Raw genomic sequence first — 15391 nt, 5'->3', positions numbered from 1 at the left:
GGCAACAAAAAAAGCCCCACAGGCCAGAGTCTGCGGGGCTTTTTTCTGGACGGTGGCTCAAGACAACGGCAAACAGATCACAAAGCTCGCCCCGCTGCGGCCGTCCTGGCGTGCTTCACAGTGCACCGTGCCACCATGTCGCTCCGCAATCGAGCGCACCAGCGACAGCCCCAGGCCCACGCCGCCGGACCGCTCGCTGGCACCCGGCAGCCGGTAGAATTTTTCAAAAATGCGTTCGCGCTGCTCTCGAGGAACGCCGGGACCATGGTCTTCCACACGGATTTCCACCGAATGGTCCTGTTTCTCCAACGTCAGCTGGATTTCACCCTGGCTGTAGCGGCGCGCGTTCTCCAGCAGATTGCGCACCGCGCGACGCAGCAGTTTGGAAATACCTTGCACATCCAGCGGACCGTCCGTCAGCACATCGAGCTCGGCATCAATGCGCGCGCATTCCTCGGCCGCCAGGCCGATCAGGTCGACAGACTCCACCATGCCGACATCGACCTCGCGGGTGTCGAGACGGCTGGCCAGCAGAATTTCATCCACCAGCTGATCGAGTTCGGAAATATTGCGCTGTATCTCGGCCTTGGCCCGTGCACTGGCCGGATCGTTGCCCATGAATTCCAGGCCCATGCGAATGCGTGTCAGCGGTGAGCGCAGCTCATGCGAGGCATTGGCCAGCAAGGATTTGTGGGAAGTCATCAGCGTCTCGATACGGGCCGCTGCCGCATTGAACTGGTGGGCCAGGTCAGCCACTTCGTCATGCCCATGCTCCGGCACGCGCACCGACAGATCGCCCTCACCGAAGCGCTTCACGCCACGCTGCAAGTTCTCCAAGCGCTTGAGCAGGCGACGGATGATGGGAAACACACCCACAATCACCGCAATCCCCACCAGGCCCAGCATCCACAAAAAGCCGAACGGCGGACGCAGCCAGAAGGCAACCGCACCATCACGCGGCGGGGGACGGCCTTCACGCCATTCGCGCGGGGCCAGCCACAGCTCATAGGCCTTGCCATCATTGCCGGCAATCTCAAAGCTCACCCCATCGCCGGGCGAACCCGGCACGCGCGTGCCGCGGCCTTCGACCAGCACATTGCCGTCCGGCCCACGCATCACCATTTCACGCGACGGTGGCGTGCTGCTGTTCTGAGCGCGCTGCTCTTCGGCAATCTTCCAGGCCCAGGCCACGCACAGCGTCAGCGCCGCCACGCCGACCACCACGGCCAGCCAGATGCGCAGATACAGGCGCTGCGAGAAAACATGCAGCAGTTTCATCAGTCTTGTTGCTTGGCAAAAACATAACCCACGCCGCGCACCGTGAGGATGCGTTTGGGGTTCTTGGGATCGGCCTCGATGGCCGCGCGGATGCGGCCCATGTGTACGTCGATGGAGCGGTCAAAGGCCTCCAGCTCCCGGCCGCGCACGGCCTCCATGATCTGGTCGCGCGTCAGCACGCGGCCCGCGCGCTCAGCCAGCGCCACCAACAGATCGAACTGGTAGGAGGTCAGGTCGGCAGGCTGCTCGCCCACGGCCACGGTGCGCGCATCACGGTCGATTTCCAGGCTGCCAAAGCGCATCACGGAAGCCGATGGCGCGGGGCCATCACTGCCCTTGCGCCTCAGGATGGCGCGGATGCGGGCCAGCAGTTCACGCGGCTCGAAAGGCTTGGGCAGATAATCGTCGGCCCCCAGCTCCAGGCCGATGATGCGGTCCATGGGGTCACCCTTGGCGGTCAGCATCAGCACAGGCACCTGGGCCGTAGCCCCACTCATGGAACGAATGCGGCGGCAGACCTCCAGCCCATCCATATCGGGCAGCATCAGGTCCAGGATGACCAGATCCGGTGGCTCCGCACTGGAGCCGTCAGCAGGCTGCAACTGTTCCAGGCCGCTTTTCCCGTCGGCCTGGTGGTTGACCTCCAGACCGTTGTTGCCCAGATAGTCGCTCACCATTTGGGCCAGGCGAACGTCGTCCTCAATCATCAGAAGTTGGTGCGTGCTCATAGAAGGCAGTGTAGTCATGCTCGCGCCTTGCGGTTGGTTCATGCCTGCATGCTGAAACACGCGCGTGAGCTGCGCTTGTCTGCTGCGTAAAGTTGGGTAAACGCTTTACATTCAGCAAAAACAATAGCTATCTGCGCTTGACCATCAAGCGTTAGCGTCCATTTTCACTCTTGAAACCAGATAGATCAGCAGTAATACCGGCACGCCCATCATGGCCGTGGTGTGGAAAAACGCCTGGTAACCATAGCTGTCCACAAAAGCGCCCGAGAAGCCGGCCAGCCACTTGGGCGCCAGATTCATCATGGAACTGAACAGCGCATACTGCGTGGCCGAGTACTGCACATTGGTCAGGCCGGACAGATAGGCAATGAACGCGGCCGAGGCAATACCGCCCGCCAGATTGTCGGCACTGATGACCCAGATCAGCGCCGTCAGGTCATGTCCGCGTGTGGACAGCCAGGCAAACAGCACATTGGTACAGGCTGACAGCACGGCGCCCAGCATCAGAATGCGCATCACCCCCCAGCGCGCCGCCATGGTGCCGCCCACAAAAGCGCCCAGCAGCGTCATGATCACCCCAAACACCTTGGACACTGCGGCCACCTCATCCTTGGTGTAACCCATGTCCACATAGAACGGGTTGGCCATGATGCCCATGACCACATCGCTGACCCGGTACAAACCGATCAACGCCAGCAGCAGCAAGGCCTGCCAGCGGTAGCGACGAATGAAGTCGGCAAACGGGGCAACCAGCGCACCCTTGATCCATTCCTGCGCATTGCGGGCGGGGGCCATGGGCCGCGCCAGGGGCTCGGGCGAGAGCAGCACCGTGCACATGCCCACCAGCATGCTGGAAGCCATGACGCTATAAGCCACATGCCAGGCATGCAGCACATAGCCCGCGCCGCCGCCCTGCACCTTGGAAGCCACCCACAGCACACCGGCTCCGGCCCAGATCATGGCCAGCCGATAGCCGCTCTGGTAGGACGCGGCCAGCGCTGCCTGATCGTCGAGCTTGGCCGACTCGATACGGTAGGCATCGAGCGCAATATCCTGCGTGGCCGAGCCAAAGGCCACGACCACGGCGCAGATGACCAGTGCCTGCAGCGACTGTTTGGGGTCCATGAAGGACATGCCCAACAGGCCCGCTGCAATCACCAGCTGCGCAAACAGCAGCCAGCTGCGCCGCCGCCCCAGCAGACGGTTCATGACAGGCAAGGGCAGACGGTCCACCAGCGGCGACCACACCCACTTGAAGGCATAGGCCAAGCCGACCCAGCTCAGAAAGCCAATCGTGGTGCGATCGATATCGGCCTCGCGCAGCCAGAAGCTCAAGGTGCCCAGCACCAGCAGCGGCGGCAGGCCCGCAGAGAAGCCCAGTGCCAGCATGCGCAAGCTGGTGGGCTGCACATAGATCCTCAATGCCTGGGCCCAGCTGGTCTTGGGTGCGACATCTTCTGTGTTGAAAGCGGTGTTGTTGGATTTGGAGGACTCGGTCATGGTCTGGCTCTTGAGGGCACGAGGCATTATCGGTTGCACAGGCATTAGCCCTCGCACTACCATGGCGTGCCCTCACTGACCACCACGCTCCACCTGCCCATCCATGCAATTCCGCAAGACTTTCGCCGCCCACCCTGCGCTTGAGCAGGCACAGGCATCGGTGCGCAGTTACAGCGGCGAGCATCAGGCCCATGCTCACGAGCACGCCCAGATTCTGTTTGCACTGCAGGGCCGCATGGAGCTGGAAGTCTCCGGCCAATCCAGTTTTGTGGACAGCGCCTGCGGCATGGTCATCCCCGCCGGCACCGCTCATGGCTATCTGGCCCAGCCGCAAACCCAGGTGTTCGTGATCGATGCGCCCATGGCCTCGGGCCTGGACAAGCTGCGCCGCTTTGCCGTTCCGCCGCCGCTGCGCTTTCCCGTCTCCAGCCTGTCTGCCGCCGCCCAGATGGCGCTGGTGCTTCAAGCCCCCTCGCTGCTGCAGCGCCGGGCACTGAATCTGCAGCTGTTGCAGCAGCAGGTGCAGGCCGCCCTGCATGAAAGCTGGCCCACAGCCAGGCTGGCCGCCATGGTTCACCTGAGCGTGGCCCAGTTCCATGCCCGCTTCGTGGAGCTGACCGCCAACACACCGCAGGACTGGTTGCGCAATCTGCGTCTCGATGCGGCCTGCCAGCAGCTGCGCCAGGGCGCCGCACTGGAGGCCACTGCCTTGCGCTGCGGCTATGCCTCGGCCAGCGCACTGGCTTATGCGCTGCGCCGCGACCGCGGCCTCAGATCGCGCCAGCTCAAAGCCAGTCGCTGATTCGCCTCAGCTCAAGCGTTTCTCGATAGTTCCGCTTGCGCTGCCGCGCATGATTGCAGCCATCATGTCCAGCAGCTCTCTGTCTTCGCCCCTGTCCACCCGCACAGCCATAGGCCCTGTTGGCCTGGTGCTGGCTGCCGCCATGCTCTGGGGCACCACAGGCACGGCGCAGCACTTTGCGCCCGCACAGTTCTCGCCCTACTGGGTAGGCGCATTGCGCATGGTCATGGCAGCGCTGTTCTTTGTTGCACTGGCCTTTGTCATGGACAGAGGCCACGCCAGGCAGCCCATGCACCATGGCCGCATCCTGTTTTGCGGCGCATGCATGGCGGTCTACAACCTCAGCTTTTTCGCAGGCGTCAAGGCCAGCGGCGTGGCGCTGGGCACGGCACTGGCCATTGGCAGCGGCCCCATCTGGGCCGGGCTGATGCAGGCCGTTGTGCAGCAGCGCATGCCTGGGCCGCAGTGGTGGCTGGGAACATGCACAGGCGTTGCCGGCGGCATTGCCATGGCACTGGCTGCCAGCGACCCGCGACACCTGCCCTGGGGCGGCATGGCTTTGTGTCTGCTTGCCGGCATGGCCTATGCCGCTTATGCGCTGGTCAATCAGGCACTGGTAGTGCAGGCCAGGGTCGCCTCGGTCAATGCCCGGGTGTTTGCCTGCTCTGCCCTGCTCTCTCTTCCGGTTGCGGCCTGGCTGGGCGGACCGCTACAGGCCAGCGCCAGCGGCTGGGCTGTGGTGGTGTATCTGGGCGTGGTGGCCACGGGTCTGGCTTACCTGCTGTTCTCCGTAGGGCTGCGCGGCATGTCTGCAGCCACCGGCGTGGCGCTGAGCAAGGCCGAGCCCATCACGGCTTTCGCATTGTCGCTGCTGGTGGTCGGAGAGCGCCCTGCCTGGTGGTCCATACTGGGTTTACTGGCCGTTATTGCAGGCCTCTGGCTGGTCGTGCAGGCCGAAAGAAGCGATACCAGAAATCACGGGAATACAGCGCTGCAATAGACTGCTGCCATGCTTGCCCAGTCTCTATTTCAGCGCCTGATTTTGCCCTTGCGCCGGGCCTCTGCACCACTGCTGCTCGCATTGGCCTGCACAGCATTGCCACAGGGCGCCGCACAGGCCCAGGTGGATGTGGGCAATGCGTCCTATCTGCGTCGCCTGATTCCGGCAGAGACGCTGGAAACCTCCTCTGCCGACGAGTACCAGAAGCTGCTGCTGCAGGCCAAGGCTCAGGGGGCGCTGGCTGGCAGCGACAACGCCCAGTTGCAACGCTTGCGCACGATTGCCCAGCGCCTGATCCCCTATACCGCTCAGTGGAACGACCGTGCCCGCCAGTGGCGCTGGGAGGTGAACCTGATAGGCAGCAAACAGATCAATGCTTTTTGCATGCCTGGCGGCAAGATTGCCTTCTTCACCGGCATCATCGATCAGCTCAAGCTCAGCGACGACGAGATCGCCATGATCATGGGCCACGAGATGGCCCATGCGCTGCGCGAGCATTCCCGCGAGCAGCTGGCCAAGAATCAGGCCACCAGCCTGGGTATTTCTCTGGGCGCCCAGTTGCTGGGCCTTGGTGATATCAGCAGCGCGGCCGCGCGGTTTGGCGGTCAGTTGCTGAGCCTCAAGTTCAGCCGCAATGACGAAAGCGAAGCCGATCTGGTCGGGCTGGAGCTGGCCGCCCGTGCCGGCTACAACCCGCAGGCGGCTGTCAGCCTGTGGCGCAAGATGGGCGAGGCCACCGGCGAGGGCGGCATAGGCTTTCTCTCCACCCACCCCACGGGGCCAGACCGCATTCGCCAGCTGGAGAGCAATGTGCCGCGCGTCATGTCGCTGTACGAGCAGGCACGACGCCGGTAATACCTTTCAGACTTACGCAAACAAGCATGAGCCAAGGGCTGCTACCTTGGCCTCATTTGCATAAGCCGTGACCTAGCTGGCAGCCACCAGTGCACGCAGCTCGCCGGCACTTTGCTGCAGGCTTTTGCCGCTGGTGTCCAGCAAATGGTCGGCCTTTGAGTAAAAAGCCGTGCGGCCGTCCAGAATGCGACGCAGATCGTCCATGGCTTCGGGGTTGGCCGCCATGGGGCGGGTGTCGCCCTGTGCCACCACGCGGCCCATATGCTCCTCCGGCTTGGCCTGCAACCACACCGTGGTGCAGTGACCCAACAGTACATTGAAGGTTGCGGGATCGGAAACAATGCCCCCCGGCGTTGCAATCACCACATCGCTGTAGATCTGCACCGCTTCTTCCAATGCCCTGCGCTCGTAGCGGCGATAGGCTCCCGCGCCATACAGGTCATAGATCTCGCGCACGCTGCAGCCCGCCACGCGTTCGATCTCCTGGTTGAGTTCGAGAAACGGGACATCGAGCTGCTCTGCCAGCATGCGCCCCAGCGTGGACTTGCCCGCGCCGCGCAAGCCAATCAGCGCAATGCGTGAGCCACGATGCGGATCGGCGCCAGCCGCCGCGCCCAACAGCTCGGCCGCGGCCATGCGCACGCGATGCAGATCATCCTCGCTGCGCCCTTCCAGCATCTCCCTGAGCAGCAGCCATTCCGCACTGGAGGTGCTGACATCCCCCAGCAACTCGGCCATGCTGCACTGCAAAGCCAGCGAAATCTGGTGCAGCACCAGGATGGAGACATTGCCCGTGCCGTATTCCAGATTGGCCAGATGCCGCTCAGATACCTGAGCCGCCGCTGCCAGGCTGCGCCGCGTCAGCCCACGGCGAGCCCGCAGATTGCGCACCCGCTCGCCCAAGGCCTGAAGCAGCGGACTTTTACCCGCTTCGTCCATGTCTGCAACCACCGTGGCTGCCATGTCTAACTGATCCATAAAACTCCCCAGAGGGCGTGAATGATAAACAGTGGGGTTAACGCCAGTCATGCAATATATTGCTTGACACTGCATTGTCACCTATCTATCTTTGAAATACACGCACAATATTGCATGTTTCGGCAAAGAATTTGATGCTGCTCAGAGCAGCTCATCAGGAGACATCATGGCTGCCCCCAGCACCGCGCACTCACTTGAGACATTCCAGCAGTTGGTCGCAACTGTCGCCCAACGCCTGTATGGGCGCGCTTTGGATGCCGATCTGCAGAAATGGCTCAACGCGCACTATGGTGCAGACAGCGACTGGTACCGGCAGATGATGGAAGCCTGCGCCAGCGGCGTGGCACAAGGCTGGCTCTGCCAGCGCGAAAACGGCGGCATACGCTGGGGCCGCGTGTTTGAAGCCGGCGCCGAGCTGGGCGGCTTCTCGGTCGATGTGGTGCAGATGAAAGACATTGCCGGCCCGCACCACAGCCACCCTCTGGGCGAGATCGATCTCATCCTCCCCATCACGCCAGGCGCCTTGTTTGACGGCCATGCCGCTGGCTGGTGCGTCTATGGGCCGGGCAGCGCCCACCATCCCACCGTGATCCAGGGTGAGGCCTGGGTGCTCTATCTGCTGCCGCAAGGGCAGATCCAGTTCACACGACGCGCGGCTTGAAGGCCTCTAGCTACACGCAGTCATTCATCAAGGTTGAAGTCATGACAGAGCTACTTGCCAATCATGTTGCTGGCCGCTGGCAAACCGGCCAGGGCCCGGGCAGCACATTGCTGGATCCCGTGCTGGGCACGCCACTGGTCCGTGTCGATGCCACGGGCCTGGATCTACCCGCCGCCTTTGCCTTTGCCCGCGAAACCGGTGGCAAGGCCTTGCGCGCGCTGAGCCATGCCCAGCGTGCCAAGCTGCTGGCCGACGTGGCCGCCGTGCTGCTGGCCAACCGCGACGCGTATTACGAAATTTCCATCGCCAACAGCGGCACCGTGAAGAACGACACGGCCGTCGATGTCGATGGCGGCATCTACACCCTGAGTCAATACGCCAAATGGGGTGCTGCCCTGGGCAATGACAGGCATCTGACCGATGGCTCCGCCGTGGCGCTGGCCAAGGATGGAGCCTTCCAGTCTCAGCACATACAAGTGCCCACGCGTGGCGTGGCGCTGTTCATCAACGCCTTCAACTTTCCCAGCTGGGGTCTGTGGGAAAAAGCGGCCCCGGCCCTGCTCTCGGGCGTGCCCATCATCGTCAAGCCAGCCACGGCCACGGCCTGGCTCACGCAGCGCATGGTCAAGGATGTCATTGACGCCGGCGTGCTGCCGCCCGGTGCGCTTTCCATCATCTGCGGCAGCTCGGCCGGGTTGATGGATCAGCTCCAGCCCATGGATGTCGTGTCCTTCACGGGCTCTGCGGATACAGCCGCCACGATTCGCGCTCATGCGGCCATCACACGTCATTCGGTACGCAGCAATATCGAGGCCGACAGCGTCAACTGCGCCTTGCTGCTGCCCGGCCATGCCGCAGACAGCGACGCCGTGGCCCTGCTGGCCCGCGAAGTGGCACGCGAAATGACGGTCAAATCCGGCCAGAAATGCACGGCCATACGCCGCGTGCTGGTGCCGCAGACGCTGTATGACAGCGTGGCCCAGGCCATTGGTGCACAGCTGGCCAAAACCACGGTGGGCAACCCACGCAACGAATCCGTTCGCATGGGCTCTCTGGTCAGCCGCGCGCAGTACGAAAACGTGCAGCAAGGCCTGAGTCAACTGCTAGCCCACACCAGCACGCTTCATGACGGACGCAGCAAGACCCTGATAGATGCCGATCCGACCATTGCAGCCTGTGCTCAACCCGTGCTGCTGGGCACGCAAGACCCCGACGGCCATACCCTGGTCCACGATATGGAGGTCTTTGGCCCCGTGGCCACCCTCATGCCCTATCGTGATCTTGAGCACGGCCTGGCACTGGCCCATCGCGGCCAGGGCTCCCTGGTCTGTTCCGTCTATGGCGAAGATGCAGGCGCACTGGCCGCCGCTGCCAGTGATCTGGCAGCCAGCCATGGGCGCGTGCACATCATCAGCCCCGATGTCGCCAAGCTGCATTCAGGCCACGGCAACGTCATGCCCCAATCTCAGCACGGCGGCCCGGGCCGCGCAGGCGGCGGGGCCGAGCTGGGCGGTCTGCGGGCACTGGATTTCTACCACCGCAAGAGCGCCATTCAGGCCGCGCCCCAGGTGCTGCAGGCGCTGAACCAGAGTGTGGAGGCATGAGGCCATGAACGACACCACGATCAACACCACCGTCGACTTCACACAGCCCTTCAACTTTGCCCAGCATCTGTTTGAGCTCAACCGCGCGCGGGGCAGCAAGACGGCTTATATCGACGACCACGGCAGCCTCAGCTACGCCCAACTGGAGGAACAGGCCCGCCGACTGGCGCAAGGCCTGGCTGCGGCCGGCATTCATCGCGAGGAACGCGTGCTGCTGGTCATGCACGATATGCGCGAATGGGCGATCTCGTTTTTGGGAGCGATGTATGCAGGCGTGGTGCCGGTTGCCATCAATACCTTGCTGACCGTCGACGACTACGCCTATATGCTGGAGCACAGCCGGGCCCAGGCAATTCTGACCAACGGCGCCCTGGTGCCCGTGGTGCAGCAAGCCTTGAACCAGGCTCAGCATGAGGTCAACCATATCTGGGTGGCTCACCCCGAGGATGCGCCCCAGGGCCTGCCACCGGCTTTCGAGCCCATGCAGCCCTGGCTGGACCGGCAGCAGCCCCTGGCCCACGCCGCCAGGACCAAGGGCGACGACCCCGGTTTCTGGCTGTATTCCTCAGGCTCCACCGGCAAGCCCAAGGGCGCGGTCCACACCCATGCCAATCCCTACTGGACGGCACAGTTGTATGGCAAGCCCGTGCTGGGCCTGACGGAAAACGATGTCTGCTTTTCCGCTGCCAAGCTTTACTTTGCCTACGGTCTTGGCAACGCCCTGACCTTCCCCTTGAGCGTGGGTGCCAGCGTGGTCCTGATGGCCGAACGCCCCACGCCCGAAGCCACTTTCGCGCGCTGGACCCGGCATCGGCCCACGGTGTTTTTCGGTGCGCCCACGGGCTTTGCCGGCATGCTGGCCCACCCTGCTCTGCCTGCACGTGACCAGGTCAGCCTGCGCATGTGCTCATCGGCAGGAGAAGCCCTGCCCGCCGAGATTGCCCAGCGCTTCAAGGCACACTTTGGTGCCGATATCGTCGATGGCATCGGCTCCACGGAGATGCTGCACATCTTCATCTCCAACCGGCCCGAGGACATACGCTACGGCAGCACCGGAAAGCCCGTTCCCGGCTATGAGGTGGAGCTGCGCGGCGAGGACGGCAAACCCGTGGGCGATGGCGAAATCGGCGACCTCTACATCAAGGGCCCCAGCACCGCGCTGATGTACTGGTGCAACCGCGACAAGACCCGCGATACCTTTCAGGGTGCCTGGCTCAAGAGCGGCGACAAATATGTGCGCGATGCCGACGGCTACTACACCTATGCGGGCCGCAGCGACGACATGCTCAAGGTCAGCGGCATCTACGTCTCGCCGTTCGAGGTCGAATCCACGCTGCAGCTGCACCCCGCAGTGCTGGAAGCTGCGGTCATTGGCGTGACCGACGCGCAAGGCCTGGTCAAGACCAAGTCCTATGTGGTGTGCAAACCCGGGCACAGCACCACCGAAGATGAGCTCAAGGCCTTTGTCAAATCACGCCTGGCTGCCTACAAATATCCGCGCTTCATCGAGTTTGTCGACGAGTTGCCCAAAACCGCGACCGGAAAGATCCAGCGCTTTCGCCTGCGCGAATTGGAGTCAAAACCCAGCTGAAGCTTTGCCAATCAAGCGCGATCAGCTAGCAAAAACGAAGTCGGCTCACTAGGGCAATCGCCGGTATTGCTTTAAACCTAAAGTTGTTAGAGTGCGCTCGTGTGCGCATCTGGCCCACACGCCCCCTGTCAGCACCAGTGATTCAACCCAGGCAATTACAGACCAACCACGAGGAGACAAGCATGAGCAAGCAATGGGCAAAGTGGAGCGCCATCGCGCTGGCAGCAGCCGCCAGCTGCAGCGCCATGGCGCAGGACAAGATCAAGGTCGGCTTCATGCTGCCCTACAGCGGCACCTATGCGGCGCTGGGCAACGCCATCGAAAACGGCTTTCGCATGTATGTGGGCGAGCAAGGCGGCAAGCTGGGCGGGCGCGAGATCGAATTCTTCAAGGTCGATGACGAGTCCGACCCCGCCAAGGCTACGGACAATGTCAACCGTCTGATCAAGCGCGACAAGGTGGACGTGATCGTGGGCACCGTGCACTCGGGCGTCGCCATGGCCATGGCCAAGGCCGCCAAGGAAAGCGGCACCGTGCTCATCGTGCCCAATGCCGGCGCCGACGCCGTGACCGGCCCCATGTGCGCGCCCAATATCTTCCGCAGCTCCTTCACCAACTGGCAGACCGCCTACCCCATGGGTGTGGTGGCCGCCAAGGAAGGCAAGAAGAACGCCATGACCATCACCTGGAAGTACGCGGCCGGCGAGGAAGCCGTCAACGGCTTCAAGGAAGGTTTTGAAAAGAGCGGCGGCAAGGTCAGCAAGCAGCTGACCCTGCCCTTCCCCAACGTGGAATTCCAGGCCCTGCTGACCGAGATCGCTGCGGCCAAGCCCGATGCGGTGTTTTCCTTCTTTGCCGGCGCCGGCGCCGTGAAGTTCGTCAAGGACTATCACGCCTCGGGTCTGTCCAAGACCATTCCGCTGTACGGCCCGGGCTTCCTGACCGATGGCACGCTGGAAGCCCAGGGCGAGGCCGCACAAGGCATGCTGACCACGCTGCACTACGCGGACGAGCTGGGCACGGAACGCGACAAGGCCTTCCGCGTCAACTACGCCAAGAACTACAAGCTGCAACCCGATGTCTATGCCGTGCAAGGCTATGACGCGGCGCAGATGCTGACCGTAGGCCTGAAGGCCGCAGGCGGCGACATCGGCAAGAAGGACGTCTTCCGCACGGCGATTGAAAAAGCCACGATTGCCAGCCCGCGCGGCGACTTCACCCTGAGCAAGGCGCACAACCCGGTGCAGGACATCTATCTGCGCAAGGTCGACGGCAAGGAAAACAAGAAGATCGGCATTGCCGTCAAGGCCCTGGCAGACCCCGCACGCGGCTGCCGCATGTAAGTTGCGCGGCCCATACAGCCCTTGATACGTCGTTGCCTTGTCTTGCCGCACCCTTGGTGCTGTCTGCGACAAGACGCCTCGTCTCGAACGCGAATCTACGATTCGCTGGGCTGTATGACCCGCGAGGACAAAAGACCGAGATTCCGCTTAGCGAAGGATTGCCGTGGATATCGCCACATTTCTCGTGCAGTGTCTGAACTCGATTCAGTACGGATTGCTGCTGTTTCTGCTGGCCTCCGGCCTGACCCTGATCTTCGGCATCATGGGCGTGATCAATCTCGCCCATGGCAGCTTCTACATGATCGGTGCCTATGTGGCGTTCTCGCTGGCTCCCTATCTGGGCCAGCATTTCATCACCATGCTGCTGCTCGGCGTCCTTATCGCCGTGGTGCTCGGCTATTTTCTGGAATGGGCCTTCTTCAGCTTTCTCTACGAGCGTGATCACCTGCAGCAGGTGCTGATGACCTACGGCCTGATCCTGGTGTTCGAAGGCCTGCGCGCCATCCTTGTGGACAACGATGTGCATGGCGTGGAAAAGCCGGCCTGGCTGGCCGGCAGCTTCCCCCTCATGGGCATGATGCAATACCCCTGGTACAACGTATTTGCGGCCGTGGCCTGCCTGGTCGTGGCGCTGCTGATGTACTACACCGTCAACCGCACGCGCTTAGGGATGATGATCCGCGCCGGTGCCAGCAACCGTGACATGGTGCGCGGCCTGGGCATCAACATCAAACGCCTGTACCGCATCGTGTTTGCCGTGGGCGTGGCCCTGGCGGCACTCGCAGGCATGATTGCCGCACCCATGAGTTCGGTCTACCCGAACATGGGCTCCAGCGTGCTCATCATCTGCTTTGTGGTCGTCGTCATCGGCGGAATAGGCTCGATCACCGGCGCACTGATTGCCTCGCTGCTGGTGGGCTTTGTGGATACCTTTGGCAAGGTGTTCTTCCAGGAACTCAGCGGCATGAGCATCTATCTGCTGATGGCCGTCATTCTTGTCTGGCGACCCGAAGGTCTGATGGGAAAAAGATGAGGCACCCCCTGAGTCGCTTCGCGCCTTCCCCCTCTCTGGCGCTGCGCGCCGGAGGGGGACGACACCTTCGCTGCGGGGCGGCCCTTGCTCGGTGCCCCCGACCTGGATTGCGCCCAGTTCATGCGCAGCTCAGCCCTACCAAGCGTTCGGATCACTGATATGAGCGACACCTCCTATACGCCGCTGCCGCAGTCCAACCAGGCTTATGCCGAGGCTCCTGCGGTGACCAACCAGAGCCGCCCCATACGCTCCAAGAGCCGCTGGGTGAGCACGGTGTTGCCGCTGACCGTGGCCTTGCTGCTGGCCGTGGCCCAGCCTTTCTGGTCGGGCTATCTGTCCGACCTGGTGGTCAAGATCATGATCCTGTCCATCTTTGCGCTGAGCCTGCATATTCTGGTCGGCGGGACCGGGCTGGTCAGCCTCGGCCATGCGGCCTACTTCGGCCTGGGCGCCTATGCAGCCGTCAAAGCTGCCGGGCCCGACGGCAGCAATTTCCTGGTCATGCTGGGCGCTGCCTTGCTGGCTTCCGGCCTGTATGCCCTGGTGGTGGGCGCCCTGAGCCTGCGCACCAAAGGCGTGTACTTCATCATGGTCACGCTGGCGTTTGCGCAGCTGGCTTTCTTCGTCGTGCATGACGTGGGCTACTTCGGCGGCAGCGACGGCATCTACCTCATGCAGCGCCCAGCCATAGGCGCGCTGGACATGGAGAGCGGCAGCACCCAGTACTACGTGGTGCTGGCCGCACTGGTGCTGGTCTATGGCTTTGTCGCCGTGCTGCGCCACTCGCGTTTCGGCCATGTGCTCGCAGGTATCCGTGTCAACGAGCAGCGCATGCGTGCCGCCGGTTTCACCACCTATGGCTACAAGCTGGCAGGCTTTGTGATCGCGGGTGCACTGGCCGGGCTGGCGGGCTTTTTGCTCGCCGCGCGTGACGCTGTTGTGAACCCCGAACTGCTGGCCTGGCACCACTCGGGCGAAGTGCTGCTGATGCTGATTCTGGGCGGCGTGGGCTCGCTGCGCGGTGCCGTACTGGGCACCATCACCTTTGTGCTGCTCAAGGAGCTGCTGAGCACGCATGCCATCATGGGCAATGCAGCAGACCACTGGCAGCTGACGCTGGGCATGGCCATCATCGCGCTCGTGGCCCTGCTGCCCAAGGGGCTGGTCGGCATCAATGACCGTTGGCAAAAAAGGGCTGCAGCGCAGAAGGAAAAAGCGCCAGCAGCTATCGATCAAGGAGCAAGCCATGGTTGATGCAACACGCGCACCCAAGATGTCCGTGCGCGGCCTGACGCGGCGCTTTGGCGGTCTGGTCGCTGTCAACAATGTGGACATCGATCTGCACGAAGGCGAGGTTCACGCCGTCATCGGCACCAATGGCGCGGGCAAGTCCACGCTGATCAATATGCTCTCGGGCGAGATAGCGGCCAGCAGCGGCAGCATCACGCTCGAAGGCCATGACGTGACCGCCATGCCCCAGCCCCAGCGCGCCAAGGCAGGCGTGGGCCGCAGCTACCAGCGCACCACGATTTTTGGCGAGTTCACCGTGCTGGAAAACTGCCGCCTGACCGCACAGGCCCAGGCCAGTGCCAGTCCCTGGCGCATCTGGGAAAACGCCCAGCATTGCGCCCGCAGCCTGCAGCGCGCACAAGCTGCGCTTTCGCGCGCCGGCCTGGGCACCCATGCGCAGCGCATCGCAGGCAGCCTGAGCCATGGCGCCAAACGCCAATTGGAAGTGGCCATGTGCCTGGCCACCGAGCCCCGCGTGCTGCTGCTGGACGAGCCGCTGGCCGGCATGGGTGCCGAAGAGACCGAGCGCATGCTGGACCTGCTGCAGGAACTCAAAACAGGCCATGCCGTGCTGCTGGTCGAACACGATATGGATGCCGTGTTCCGCATCGCCGATCGCATCACCGTCATGGTCAACGGCACGGTGGTGGCCACAGGCACGCCCGATCAGATTCGCGTCGATCCCGTGGTGCGCACCGCCTATCTGGGAGAGGAAGAACATGCTTGAA

General features: G+C 62.9%; 14 protein-coding genes. 10 read left to right on the top strand and 4 right to left on the bottom strand.

From position 1 onward, the window contains the following. Window positions 1-57 precede the first annotated feature (57 nt). The 3 genes from QMY55_RS00495 to QMY55_RS00485 all read right to left on the bottom strand — a co-directional run bounded on the left by QMY55_RS00495 (window position 58) and on the right by QMY55_RS00485 (window position 3506). The gene (locus QMY55_RS00495; RefSeq protein WP_283486775.1) at window positions 58-1278 is read right to left on the bottom strand and encodes a HAMP domain-containing sensor histidine kinase; all 1221 of its coding nucleotides are present in this window, start codon (window positions 1276-1278) and stop codon (window positions 58-60) included. Then, window positions 1278-2024 (bottom strand): response regulator, encoded by a 747-nt coding sequence (locus QMY55_RS00490; RefSeq protein WP_283486774.1) that lies wholly within the window; start codon window positions 2022-2024, stop codon window positions 1278-1280. The genes QMY55_RS00495 and QMY55_RS00490 overlap by 1 nt, the downstream gene beginning before the upstream one ends. A gap of 126 nt (window positions 2025-2150) precedes the next feature. Continuing rightward, complete coding sequence (locus QMY55_RS00485; protein WP_283486773.1) at window positions 2151-3506, bottom strand: AmpG family muropeptide MFS transporter; 1356 nt, start codon at window positions 3504-3506, stop codon at window positions 2151-2153. Between the two features lie 103 nt (window positions 3507-3609). Between QMY55_RS00485 and QMY55_RS00480 the strand changes: the two genes are divergently transcribed. The 3 genes from QMY55_RS00480 (at window position 3610) to QMY55_RS00470 (ending at window position 6163) form a co-directional block, all read left to right on the top strand. Further along, complete coding sequence (locus QMY55_RS00480; RefSeq protein ID WP_283486772.1) at window positions 3610-4308, top strand: helix-turn-helix domain-containing protein; 699 nt, start codon at window positions 3610-3612, stop codon at window positions 4306-4308. Window positions 4309-4417: 109 nt separating this feature from the next. Beyond that, the gene (locus QMY55_RS00475) at window positions 4418-5308 is read left to right on the top strand and encodes a DMT family transporter (protein ID WP_407650719.1); all 891 of its coding nucleotides are present in this window, start codon (window positions 4418-4420) and stop codon (window positions 5306-5308) included. Between the two features lie 9 nt (window positions 5309-5317). After that, entirely contained in the window at window positions 5318-6163 is an 846-nt protein-coding gene (locus QMY55_RS00470; RefSeq protein ID WP_283486770.1) for a M48 family metallopeptidase, read from the top strand. A 72-nt stretch (window positions 6164-6235) separates the two neighbouring features. On the opposite strand, the gene QMY55_RS00465 is transcribed toward QMY55_RS00470, so the two are convergent. Beyond that, window positions 6236-7141, bottom strand: a complete 906-nt coding sequence (locus tag QMY55_RS00465) for a helix-turn-helix transcriptional regulator (protein ID WP_283486769.1) — start codon at window positions 7139-7141, stop codon at window positions 6236-6238. A gap of 166 nt (window positions 7142-7307) precedes the next feature. On the opposite strand from QMY55_RS00465, the gene QMY55_RS00460 reads away from it, so the two are divergent. The 7 genes from QMY55_RS00460 (at window position 7308) to QMY55_RS00430 (ending at window position 15390) form a co-directional block, all read left to right on the top strand. Then, on the top strand, window positions 7308-7802 hold the full coding sequence (locus QMY55_RS00460; RefSeq protein ID WP_283486768.1) for a 4-hydroxylaminobenzoate lyase: 495 nt from the start codon (window positions 7308-7310) through the stop codon (window positions 7800-7802). A 41-nt stretch (window positions 7803-7843) separates the two neighbouring features. Then, entirely contained in the window at window positions 7844-9406 is a 1563-nt protein-coding gene (locus QMY55_RS00455; protein ID WP_283486767.1) for a 3,4-dehydroadipyl-CoA semialdehyde dehydrogenase, read from the top strand. Between the two features lie 4 nt (window positions 9407-9410). Then, the gene (locus QMY55_RS00450; protein WP_283486766.1) at window positions 9411-10997 is read left to right on the top strand and encodes a benzoate-CoA ligase family protein; all 1587 of its coding nucleotides are present in this window, start codon (window positions 9411-9413) and stop codon (window positions 10995-10997) included. A 182-nt stretch (window positions 10998-11179) separates the two neighbouring features. Continuing rightward, entirely contained in the window at window positions 11180-12340 is a 1161-nt protein-coding gene (locus QMY55_RS00445) for an ABC transporter substrate-binding protein (protein WP_283486765.1), read from the top strand. 163 nt (window positions 12341-12503) lie between these two features. Then, window positions 12504-13373, top strand: coding sequence for a branched-chain amino acid ABC transporter permease (locus tag QMY55_RS00440; protein WP_283486764.1), 870 nt, complete (start codon window positions 12504-12506; stop codon window positions 13371-13373). Window positions 13374-13532: 159 nt separating this feature from the next. After that, window positions 13533-14627, top strand: a complete 1095-nt coding sequence (locus tag QMY55_RS00435) for a branched-chain amino acid ABC transporter permease (protein ID WP_283486763.1) — start codon at window positions 13533-13535, stop codon at window positions 14625-14627. Continuing rightward, on the top strand, window positions 14620-15390 hold the full coding sequence (locus QMY55_RS00430; RefSeq protein ID WP_283486762.1) for an ABC transporter ATP-binding protein: 771 nt from the start codon (window positions 14620-14622) through the stop codon (window positions 15388-15390). Before QMY55_RS00435 ends, QMY55_RS00430 begins: the two co-directional genes overlap by 8 nt. Window position 15391: the final 1 nt, after the last annotated feature.

Source organism: Comamonas resistens, assembly GCF_030064165.1.
GTDB classification, from domain to species: Bacteria; Pseudomonadota; Gammaproteobacteria; order Burkholderiales; family Burkholderiaceae_C; genus Comamonas; species Comamonas resistens.
This window is presented reverse-complemented; position numbering and strand designations above follow the sequence as displayed.

Bases quoted from the DNA above. Each gene is read 5' to 3' on its own strand.
- QMY55_RS00495 (WP_283486775.1), bottom strand. From the start codon at position 1,278: ATGAAACTGCTGCATGTTTTCTCGCAGCGCCTGTATCTGCGCATCTGG.
- QMY55_RS00490 (WP_283486774.1), bottom strand. From the start codon at position 2,024: ATGACTACACTGCCTTCTATGAGCACGCACCAACTTCTGATGATTGAG.
- QMY55_RS00485 (WP_283486773.1), bottom strand. From the start codon at position 3,506: ATGACCGAGTCCTCCAAATCCAACAACACCGCTTTCAACACAGAAGAT.
- QMY55_RS00480 (WP_283486772.1), top strand. From the start codon at position 3,610: ATGCAATTCCGCAAGACTTTCGCCGCCCACCCTGCGCTTGAGCAGGCA.
- QMY55_RS00470 (WP_283486770.1), top strand. From the start codon at position 5,318: ATGCTTGCCCAGTCTCTATTTCAGCGCCTGATTTTGCCCTTGCGCCGG.
- QMY55_RS00465 (WP_283486769.1), bottom strand. From the start codon at position 7,141: ATGGATCAGTTAGACATGGCAGCCACGGTGGTTGCAGACATGGACGAA.
- QMY55_RS00460 (WP_283486768.1), top strand. From the start codon at position 7,308: ATGGCTGCCCCCAGCACCGCGCACTCACTTGAGACATTCCAGCAGTTG.
- QMY55_RS00455 (WP_283486767.1), top strand. From the start codon at position 7,844: ATGACAGAGCTACTTGCCAATCATGTTGCTGGCCGCTGGCAAACCGGC.
- QMY55_RS00450 (WP_283486766.1), top strand. From the start codon at position 9,411: ATGAACGACACCACGATCAACACCACCGTCGACTTCACACAGCCCTTC.
- QMY55_RS00445 (WP_283486765.1), top strand. From the start codon at position 11,180: ATGAGCAAGCAATGGGCAAAGTGGAGCGCCATCGCGCTGGCAGCAGCC.
- QMY55_RS00435 (WP_283486763.1), top strand. From the start codon at position 13,533: ATGAGCGACACCTCCTATACGCCGCTGCCGCAGTCCAACCAGGCTTAT.
- QMY55_RS00430 (WP_283486762.1), top strand. From the start codon at position 14,620: ATGGTTGATGCAACACGCGCACCCAAGATGTCCGTGCGCGGCCTGACG.